The 3,617-nt window shown below is 71.1% G+C and carries 3 protein-coding genes; all 3 read right to left on the bottom strand.

What is annotated here, in order from left to right:
* Nucleotides 1-103: 103 nt before the first annotated feature.
* The 3 genes from IH09_RS36040 to dprA all read right to left on the bottom strand — a co-directional run bounded on the left by IH09_RS36040 (nucleotide 104) and on the right by dprA (nucleotide 3,250).
* Complete coding sequence (locus IH09_RS36040) at nucleotides 104-643, bottom strand: TetR/AcrR family transcriptional regulator (RefSeq protein WP_094793174.1); 540 nt, start codon at nucleotides 641-643, stop codon at nucleotides 104-106.
* Between the two features lie 106 nt (nucleotides 644-749).
* Nucleotides 750-1,586, bottom strand: a complete 837-nt coding sequence (whiG, locus tag IH09_RS36045) for an RNA polymerase sigma factor WhiG (protein ID WP_052861965.1) — start codon at nucleotides 1,584-1,586, stop codon at nucleotides 750-752.
* A gap of 365 nt (nucleotides 1,587-1,951) precedes the next feature.
* Entirely contained in the window at nucleotides 1,952-3,250 is a 1,299-nt protein-coding gene (gene dprA, locus IH09_RS36050) for a DNA-processing protein DprA (RefSeq protein WP_052861966.1), read from the bottom strand.
* Nucleotides 3,251-3,617 lie beyond the last annotated feature (367 nt).

Raw genomic sequence — 3,617 nt, forward strand, 5'->3', positions numbered from 1 at the left:
GCACCGCATCAGCGTGCTGTTCGCGATGCTCCGCGACGGCACCTTCTACGAACACCGAGCACCCCGCCTCGCTTGACGAAGGACATAGAGGCACCCCCCGAGGTCAGCCGCGAACGCCTCGGAGGACCATCGCGACCGCCGCCTCGGTGATCTGGTCGGGGTTCTCGGCCGCCCCGAGCTCGATGCGGCGGACCGCGGCGTCGACGACGCCTTGCAGGAGCATGGCCGCGAGCCGGGGCTGTTCGTGGCCGAGGTCGGCGAGTGCTTCCACGATCATGGCGATGAGTCCGCCGTGCGCCGCCCGGATCTTCTCGCGTGCACCGGCGTCCAGTTCACCGGCCGAGATGGCGACGACGGCGCGGTGCCGCCGGTCGCCGACCAGGGCCAGTTGCCGGCGCACATACGCCTCGATCTTCTGCTCGGCCGTATCAACGCGCTCCATCGCCGCCTCGACCTCCGCGGCCCAGACCGGGAAGTCGACGGCGCACAGCTCTTCGACGACGGCCGCACGGGAGCGGAAGTACTCGTAGACGGAGGAGCGCGCGAGTCCCGTGCGCTCGGCGAGGGCGGGGAAGGTCAGCGCTTCCGTTCCGCCTTCGGACAGCAGGGTGCGGGCGGCGTCCAAGAGGGCGCCACGCTGCATCGTCCGGTGCTCGGCCACGGAGGCCGCTCGAATCCTGGGCACACCACCACTGTACGGATGCCGTGCCCGTTGCGGCACTCCGCATGGCGACCGGTTGGTACGGAGGTCAGCGTCCGACGTCGGCGAGCTTCGCTCTGAGCTGGAGTACGGACTTGGTGTGGATCTGGCTCACCCGGCTCTCCGTGACACCCAGGACATTGCCGATCTCGGCGAGCGTGAGGCCCTCGTAGTAGTAGAGCGTGACCACGGTCTTTTCGCGCTCGGGGAGGGTGTTGATGGCGCGCGCGAGCAGTCGGCGCACTTCCCGGCCCTCGGCGATCTCGACGGGGTTGTCGGCCGCCGTGTCCTCCAGGGTGTCCATCAGGCTGAGCCGCTCGCCGCCCTCGCCACCGACGTGCAGGAGTTCTTCGAGCGCCACCACGTTCGCCAGGGACAGCTGGCTGAACACTCCGTGGAGTTCCTCCAGCGCGATACCCATCTCGTCGGCGACCTCCGCCTCGGACGGGGTGCGGCGCAGTTGCGCTTCAAGGGTGGCGTAGGCGCGCTCGACGGCTCGGGCCTTCTGGCGTACCGAGCGGGGAATCCAGTCCAGCGCACGCAGTTCGTCGATCATCGCGCCGCGGATCCGGGTGATCGCGTAGGTCTCGAATTTGATGGAGCGTTCCGGCTCGAACTTCTCGATGGCGTCGATCAGTCCGAAGACCCCCGAGGAGACGAAGTCGGCCTGCTCGACATTGGGCGGCAGGCCGACGCTGACCCGGCCGGCGACGTACTTGACCAGCGGCGAGTAGTGCAGGATCAGCTGCTCCCGCAGCCGGCTGTCGCCCGACGCCTTGTAGGTGCGCCACAGCTCGTCGAGTGAGGCGGGCGCGGCGGGGTGCCCGCTGCCGCGCGCGGCGGGTGGTACTGCCGCACGGTCAGACCCGGAGGTGTGCTGGGGCATTCGTCGCCTTGAGCCGTTCTGCCGAGACACTGGTGGGGGGATGGGTGGGTGAGGGTTGAATTGCCTGTGAGCGTAGCGTGATCACAGCGTCGCGTTGTGCGAGGAAGAGGGGTCCGGGCGTGCGCAGATACGTTCCGCTGCCCGCACCTCAGGGTTACCTCGTACGGTGTGGCGGCAGGTGACCGCCGTGCCGGGCACGAGGCCCCGGAGGATCGTGCGGCCGGACGTGGCGATGTGACGCGCGGGATCCCGTGCGTCCATGGCGCCACATCACCGTCTCCCAACGGATCGGCCTTGCGTGCCGAAGCAAGGCAAACCTGGATTCTGCGGTCATTCCCCTCACCCTTTCACCCGTTCGCTCCAGGTCAAGTACCGCCTCGCCGGGAATCTCTGGTCGGTTCGGCACGCCGCACCAACTCCCAGCGATCGCCGCACCTTTGAACGAATCCGAGGGTCTGGAGCTCGAAGAGCTTGCCCTGCGTGACGTCGCGGGGCGTGCCCGATTCGCTCGCCAGGTAGGGCGTATCCGTGCCGCCGCGCGCGGGCAGCGCTTCCAGTACACGGGCCGCGACGGGGTCCAGGAGATCGCGGGCGAGCGTCGGCCCACGGCGCTCGGGGGCGAGGTCGCCGATGCTGCCGACGAGTTCGATGACTTCATCGGCGTCGGTGACCACCGCGGCCTCACCCCGCAGCAGTTGGTGCACACCGGCGGAAAGCCCGCTGGTGACAGGTCCCGGCACCCCCATCGTGAACCGCCCCAGGTCCAGTGCGCGCCGGGCCGTGACCAGCGAACCGCTGCGGAGCTCGGCCTCCACTACGACGGTGCCTCTGGTGAGCGCGGCGATGACGCGATTCCGCTGGATGAACCGGCTGCGGGTGGGGTGGTCACCGGGCGGTAACTCGGCTACCACCAAGCCCTGTTGAGCGACTCTTCCGATCAACTCGGTGTGCCCGCGCGGGTAGGCGTGATCGACGCCGGAGGCGAGTACGGCGACGGTCGCGCCGTCCGCGGCCAGCGCGCCACGATGGGCCGCGCCGTCCACGCCGTAGGCGGCTCCGGATACGACCGTCCAGCCGCGGTCGGCGAGGCCGGCGCCGAGGGTGGCGGCGAGGTGGGCGCCGTACTCGGTGCAGGCTCGTGCACCGACAATGGCGACCGAGCGCAGTGCCCACAGCCGGAGGTTCGCCGTCCCGCGCACCCACAGACCGATGGGGCGGCCGTCGCCGAGGTCGTCGAGTTGGCCGGGCCATTCCTCTTCGCCCGGACAGATGAAGCGACCGCCGAGTGCGGCGACGGCCGCGAGGTCCGCTGCGGGGTCCGCCCGCGCCGCGCGCTGCCGCAGGCCGGCGACCTTGTCCCGGGCCGCGCCTTCGGGCGGGTCCGCGTCACCCGACAGTGCGCGCCACAGCGTCACCGGGCCCATCTCACGCAGCCAGCGGCCGGCGGTTTCGTCACCCGGTTCGATGACGCGGGTGAGTGCGGCGCGGGCCGTGCGCCTCGGGTCGTCCGGGCCGCGCGGTGCGCACTCGGGCGCGTTTGCCGGCCGCGCTGTACGGACCGGCCGGTCCGCTGCTCCGGCCGCCCGGTCCCGTCCGTTCACCACGCCGTCCGCCGCGCCGTCCGGCTTGCTCCGGGCGAAGCCCCATCCGTCCGTCCCGTTCATTGTGCTTCCCCCCTGCTCGTGATTGCCCGCCTGGCGACCGCCCGATGACGGTCCGCCTCCTGGTCCGATACGGCCACTGTGGAGCCCGGAGGCCCTGCTCCACTCGTCCCGGCCGCGCCGTACATCCCGGGCCGTCCCGGCAGCCGGGAAAGCCAAGCACAGGGACGAACCGAGTCCAGATCAGGGCGAGCCGGATATCGAGCCCGTGGCCCATGCCTGGCCGTAGCCCCAGGCCGGTACCAGGCAGCGCCCCTGGACCCGGCTCGAACGCCGGGCCTGGGCCGACCCGCGCCCCAAGCCGCTCAGACATGCCCGCCCGCCCCCAGGCACCCTCCTCCCCTTCCCTCTCCCCCGCCCACCCCCACCC

It is taken from the genome of Streptomyces celluloflavus (assembly GCA_000720995.1).
Classification (GTDB): Bacteria; Actinomycetota; Actinomycetes; order Streptomycetales; family Streptomycetaceae; genus Streptomyces; species Streptomyces celluloflavus.

Coding starts and splice junctions, on each gene's coding strand:
- IH09_RS36040 (WP_094793174.1), bottom strand. CDS start 643: ATGCAGCGTGGCGCCCTCTTGGACGCCGCCCGCACCCTGCTGTCCGAA.
- whiG (WP_052861965.1), bottom strand. CDS start 1,586: ATGCCCCAGCACACCTCCGGGTCTGACCGTGCGGCAGTACCACCCGCC.
- dprA (WP_052861966.1), bottom strand. CDS start 3,250: ATGAACGGGACGGACGGATGGGGCTTCGCCCGGAGCAAGCCGGACGGC.